The sequence below is a fragment of the Azospirillum sp. Sh1 genome (genome assembly GCF_008365135.1).
GTDB classification, from domain to species: domain Bacteria; phylum Pseudomonadota; class Alphaproteobacteria; order Azospirillales; family Azospirillaceae; genus Azospirillum; species Azospirillum oryzae.
In genome coordinates this window covers 1-6,833 of record NZ_VTTK01000032.1, presented here as the reverse complement: position 1 = coordinate 6,833, position 6,833 = coordinate 1, and the positions used below count along the sequence as shown (strand labels likewise).

Annotated in this window: 1 protein-coding gene; it reads left to right on the top strand. The window is 66.9% G+C overall.

All coding sequences use genetic code 11. The features are described from left to right. The coding region (locus tag FZ029_RS24935) for a calcium-binding protein (RefSeq protein ID WP_211104205.1) at positions 1-6,833 on the top strand (6,833 nt) is incomplete at both ends.

Here is a 6,833-nt window from a genome sequence, read left to right as displayed (position 1 = left end):
CTGTCGAAACGCTGACGGGTGGGGTCGGTGCCGACGTCATCATGCTCGGCACCGCGGGCAACACCCTTACGGTCGCGGCAATCGAGACGCTGACGGGCGGCCTCGGCAACGATGTCGTCACCCTTGGCACCGCCGGCAATACGCTATTGGCCGTCAGCATCGAGACGCTGACCGGCGGTTCGGGCACCGACGTCGTCGCTCTGGATTCGAGCGGGGTCACGCTTCTGGTCAGCGGTGTCGAGACGCTGACCGGCGGCGCCGGCAGCGATGCCGTGACGTTGGGGACCCTCGGCAGCACCTTGGAAGTTGGTGCCATCGAGACGCTGACGGGCGGCGTCGGCACCGATGTCGTCACCCTTGGCACCGCCGGGAACACGCTGCAGGTCAGTTCGATTGAAACGCTGACCGGCGGCTCGGGCACCGACGTCGTCGCTCTGGATTCGGGCGGGGTCACGCTTCTGGTCAGCGGTGTCGAGACGCTGACGGGCGGCGCCGGCACCGACGTCATAACGATCGCCACGACCGGCACAACAATGCTGGTGTCGCTGGTGGACACGCTGATCGGCGGGGTCGGCCTCGATGTCATCGCACTGAACAACGCCGGCAACACGCTAGCCGTAAAGGCGATTGACACGCTGTTCGGCGGCTCAGGATCAGACATTGTCAATTACGTGCTGAGCGCCACGGAAACCATAACGTTAAGCAATATTGAGGCGATCACCGCGTCGGGGAGCGGAACGCTTACCGTTCAGGTCGGAACGGATGGCGGAACGCTTTCGGTCAGTAACCTTGATTATGTTGTCGGATCGTCCGCCACGGACGTCGTTACTCTTTCAGGAACTTATATCCTAGGCGTCTCCAATGTCGAAACCCTTATCGGTACGAATTCTGTAGATCATGCGGTAACTCTTGGCACCGGCGGCAACACGATGCTGGTCGCCGCGATGGAGTCCCTGATCGGCGGCATCGGTACGGATGTGCTGACGACCGGCAGCGCCGGCTCGACATTGCTGGTGCGGTTGCTGGAGACGCTGGTCGGCGGCGCCGGCACCGACATGGTGACGTTGGGTTCGGCCGGCAACACGACACTGGTCGCCGGGCTGGAAACCCTGACCGGCGGCACCGGCACCGACGTCGTCACCATCGGCACCATTGGCAGCACCATGACGGTGAAGCTGCTGGAGACCCTGGTCGGCGGTGCCGGCACCGACCTCGTGACGTTCGCCTCCGGCGGCAACACGACACTGGTTTCCGGCATCGAGACGTTGACCGGCGGGATCAGCGCCGATGTCGTCCTTCTCGCCACCGGCGGCAGCACGATTCAGATTTCCCTCATCGAAACGGTGACGGGAGACAGCGGCACCGACGTCGTAATGGTGGGCGCCACCGGCGCATCGGTGAAGGTGCAAGGCATCGAGACCTTGATCGGCGAGGCCGGCACCGACGTCGTGACGTTCGGTACCGCCGGCAACACGGTGCTGCTTTCCGCCGTGGAAAGCGTCATCGGTGCCGCCGGCACGGACATCGTGACCTTCGGGTCGGCCGGCAGCACGGTATTGATCTCGGCGCTTGAAACACTGGTTGGCGGTGTGGGCGTCGATGTCGTCACAGTCAGCGCCAGCGGCATAACCCTTTTTCTTTCCCAGATCGAAACATTGAACGGTGGTTCGGGCCGTGATGCCATCTCGCTGATGGATTCGGGCAACACCATCCAGCTGTGGAGAATCGAGACGCTGACCGGTGGGGCCGGCACCGATGTCGTGACGATCGGTTCCAACGGAAGCACGGTGTTGGTATCCGACATCGAAACCTTGGCGGGCGGCACCGGCACCGACATCGTGATGCTGAACACCGCCGGCAACACGATGCTGGTTTCGGCTGTCGAAACGCTGACGGGTGGGGTCGGTGCCGACGTCATCATGCTCGGCACCGCGGGCAACACCCTTACGGTCGCGGAAATCGAGACGCTGACGGGCGGCGCCGGCACCGATGTCGTCACCCTTGGCACCGACGGCAACACGCTGCAGGTCAGTTCGATTGAAACGCTGACCGGCGGCGCGGGCACCGACGTCGTCGCTCTGGATTCGAGCGGGGTCACGCTTCTGGTCAGCGGTGTCGAGACGCTGACCGGCGGCGCCGGCAGCGATGCCGTGACGTTGGGGACCCTCGGCAGCACTTTGGAAGTTGGTGCCATCGAGACGCTGACGGGCGGCGTCGGCACCGATGTCATCACCCTTGGCACCGCCGGCAACACGCTGCTGGCCGTCAGCATCGAGACGCTGACCGGCGGCTTCGGCACCGATGTCGTCACCCTTGGCACCGCCGGCAATACGCTGCAGGTCGGCAGTATCGAAACGCTGACCGGCGGCTCCGGCACCGACGTCGTGACGCTGGCGTCCGCCGGCAATACGCTGCAGGTCGGCTCGATCGAGACGCTGATCGGCGGCTCGGGCACCGATGTCCTCACCATTGGATCGGCTGGGGCCACGCTGACCGTTTCCGGCATCGAAACCATCATTTCGGCCAACCAGACCCTTCAACTCACCGGGTTGGAGACGCTGGTCAGCATCGTGAAGTCCGACATTCTCTTCGTGGGCAGCGGGGGCGAAACCCTGTCCCTCGCGGAGCAGTACAGGACCATCATCGGTTCTTCCTCCTCCGACGTCATCACACTGGGAACCACAGGCGGCACCCTCCAGGTCCAGGGGCTGGAAACGCTGATCGGATCGACGGCCAGCGATGTCGTGGCACTCGGCACCTTCGGCAGCACCATGACGCTGTCGCTGTTCGAGACGGTGACCGGCGATGCCGGCACCGACGTGATCCTGCTGGGCGGCGCCGGCAATACCGTCCTGGTCGACCGGCTGGAAACGCTGAGCGGGAGCACCGGCACCGACCGGGTGACGCTGGGCACCATGGGCGCCACCTTGCTGCTCAGCGGCATCGAATCGCTGGCGGGGGCGGCCGGCACCGATGTCGTCACCCTGGGGGGCGGCGGCGCCACGATTCTTGCCGAGTCCCTTGATACCATCACCGGCGCCGCCGGATCGGATCTGGTCTTTCTGGGGTCGTCGGGCAGCACGCTGCTGGTGTCCGCGGTGGAAACGCTGGTCAGCGGCACCGGCACCGACGTCGTCACGCTGGGCAGCGGCGGCAGCACCATCCTTCTGCGCGGCCTCGAAACCCTGATGGGCCAGGGCGGTACTGACGTCGTCACCGTCGGCGACACTGGCGCCACCATGCTTGTTTCCTCGTTGGAGACCCTGATCGGCGGCATAGGCACCGATGCCGTCACGCTGGGGACTGCCGGCAACACGCTGCTCGTATCGGCGGTCGAGACCCTGACGGGGGCGGCCGGCACCGATGTCGTCACCATCGGCTCGGTCCTCGGCAACACCATCCTGGTGACCGGTCTCGAGACGCTGACCGGTCAGGTCGGCACCGATGTCGTCACCCTGAGCGCGGCCGGCAACACGCTGCTGCTGTCGCTGCTCGAGACGATCACCGGCGATGCCGGCACCGACGTCGTCACCCTGGGCTCGGTCGGCGGCACGCTGCTGGCGTCGGGGCTGGAAACGCTGACCGGCGGTGCCGGCAGCGACAGCATCTTCCTGGGGCTTGGCGGCAGCACGCTGCTGGTGTCGGGCATCGAAACCCTGATCGGCGGGCTGAACATCGCCACGGCGAACAGCGCCATCGACATCGTCACCCTGTCCGCCGCCGGCAACACCATCCTGCTGCGCGGGTTGGAAACCCTGACGGGCCAGGGCGGTACCGACGTGATCACCATCGGCGATACCGGCACCACCATGCTGGCTTCGGCCCTGGAGACGCTGACGGGCGGTTCGGGCACCGACGTGATCTCGCTGGGCACCTCGGGCAACACCCTGCTGGTCTCGGCTCTGGAGACCGTGACGGGCGGTTCCGGGACCGACGTCGTCACCATCGGTTCGGCCGGCGGCACGCTGCTGGTGTCGGGTCTTGAGGCGCTGACGGGCGGCACGGGTTCGGAACTGGTGTTCCTCGGTTCGGCCGGCAACACGCTCTCGGTGTCGGGCATCGATATCCTGATCGGCGGGGCGGGCACCGATGTGGTGACCTTCGGTTCAGCCGGCAACACGCTGCTGCTCCGCGGCATCGAGACGCTGATCGGCGGTGGCGGCACCGACGTCCTGACGCTGGGCGACACCGGCAACAGCGTGTCCGTGTCGCTGTTCGAGACCCTGATCGGCGGCGCTGCCACCGACGCCGTCACGCTGGGGACTGCCGGCAACACGCTGCTCGTATCGGCGGTCGAGACCCTGACGGGGGCGGCCGGCACCGATGTCGTCACCATCGGCTCGGTCCTCGGCAACACCATCCTGGTGACCGGTCTCGAGACGCTGACCGGTCAGGTCGGCACCGATGTCGTCACCCTGAGCGCGGCCGGCAACACGCTGCTGCTGTCGCTGCTCGAGACGATCACCGGTGATGCCGGCACCGACGTCGTCACCCTGGGCTCGGCGGGCGGCACGCTGCTGGTATCGGGGCTGGAAACGCTGGCCGGCGGTGCCGGCAGCGACAGCATCTTCCTCGGGCTTGGCGGCAGCACGCTGCTGGTGTCGGGCATCGAAACCCTGATCGGCGGGCTGAACATCGCCACGGCCAACAGCGCCATCGACATCGTCACCCTGTCCACCGCCGGCAACACCATCCTGCTGCGCGGGTTGGAAACCCTGACGGGCCAGGGCGGCACCGACGTGATCGCCATCGGCGATACCGGCACCACCATGCTGGCTTCGGCCCTGGAGACCCTGACGGGCGGTGCGGGCACCGACGTGATCTCGCTGGGCACCTCGGGCAACACCCTGCTGGTCTCGGCTCTGGAGACCCTGACGGGCGGTTCCGGGACCGACGTCGTCACGCTGGCGCCGGATGGAGGCACGCTGCTGGTGTCGCGTCTGGAGACGCTGACGGGCGGCACGGGTTCGGAACTGGTCTTCCTGGGTTCGGCCGGCAACACGCTCTCGGTGTCGGGCATCGATATCCTGATCGGCGGGGCGGGTACCGATGTGGTGACCTTCGGTTCGGCCGGCAACACGCTGCTGCTGCGCGGCATCGAGACGCTGATCGGCGGCGGCGGCACCGACGTCCTGACGTTGGGCGACACCGGCAACAGCGTGTCCGTGTCGCTGTTCGAGACCCTGATCGGCGGCGCTGCCACCGATGCCGTCACGCTGGGGACTGCCGGCAACACGCTGCTCGTATCGGCGGTCGAAACCCTGACGGGGGCGGCCGGCACCGATGTCGTCACTCTGGGTTCGACGCTCGGCAACACCCTGCTGATTTCGGGTCTGGAGACCCTGACGGGTGCGACCGGCACCGACGTCGTCTCCCTGGGTACGGCCGGCAACACGCTGCTGCTGTCGCTGCTCGAGACGATCACCGGTGATGCCGGCACCGACGTCGTCACCCTGGGCTCGTTCGGCGGCACGCTGCTGGCGTCGGGGCTGGAGACGCTGACCGGCGGTGCCGGCAGCGACAGCATCTTCCTGGGGCTTGGCGGCAGCACGCTGCTGGTGTCGGGCATCGAAACCCTGATCGGCGGGCTGAACATCGCCACGGCGAACAGCGCCATCGACATCGTCACCCTGTCCACCGCCGGCAACACCATCCTGCTGCGCGGGTTGGAAACCATGACCGGCCAGGGCGGCACCGACGTGATCACCATCGGTGATACCGGCACCACCATGCTGGCTTCGGCCTTGGAGACCCTGACGGGCGGTTCGGGCACCGACGTGATCTCGCTGGGCACCTCGGGCAACACCCTGCTGGTCTCGGCTCTGGAGACCGTGACGGGCGGTTCCGGGACCGATGTCATCACGCTGGCGCCGGATGGAGGCACGCTGCTGGTGTCGCGTCTGGAGACGCTGACGGGCGGCACGGGTTCGGAACTGGTCTTCCTGGGTTCGGCCGGCAACACGCTCTCGGTGTCGGGCATCGATATCCTAATCGGCGGCACCGGCACCGACGTCGTCACCTTCGGTTCGGCCGGCAACACGCTGCTGCTGCGCGGCATCGAGACGCTGAGCGGCCAGGGCGGCACCGATGTCCTAACGCTGGGCGACACCGGCAACAGCGTGTCCGTGTCGCTGTTCGAGATGGTCATCGGCGGTACCGGCACCGATGCCGTCACGTTGGGGACTGCCGGCAACACACTGCTCGTATCGGCGGTCGAGACCCTGACGGGGGCGACCGGCACCGATGTCGTCACTCTGGGTTCGACGCTCGGCAACACCCTGCTGATTTCGGGTCTGGAGACCCTGACGGGCGCGACCGGCACCGATGTCGTCATGTTGGGTACGGCCGGCAACACGCTGCTGCTGTCGCTGCTCGAGACGCTGACCGGTCAGGTCGGCACCGACGTCGTCACCCTGGGCTCGGTCGGCGGCACGCTGCTGGCGTCGGGGCTGGAAACGCTGACCGGCGGTGCCGGCAGCGACAGCATCTTCCTCGGGCTTGGCGGCAGCACGCTGCTGGTGTCGGGCATCGAAACCCTGATCGGCGGGCTGAACATCGCCACGGCGAACAGCGCAATCGACATCGTCACCCTGTCCACCGCCGGCAACACCATCCTGCTGCGCGGGTTGGAAACCCTGACCGGCGATGTGGGCACCGACGTCGTCACCATCGGCGACACCGGCACCACCATGCTGGCTTCGGGTCTGGAGACGCTGACGGGCGGTGCGGGCACCGACGCCATCACTCTGGGCACCACCGGCAACACCCTGCTGGTCTCGGCTCTGGAGACGATCACCGGCCAGGGCGGCACGGACGTCATCACCATCGGCACG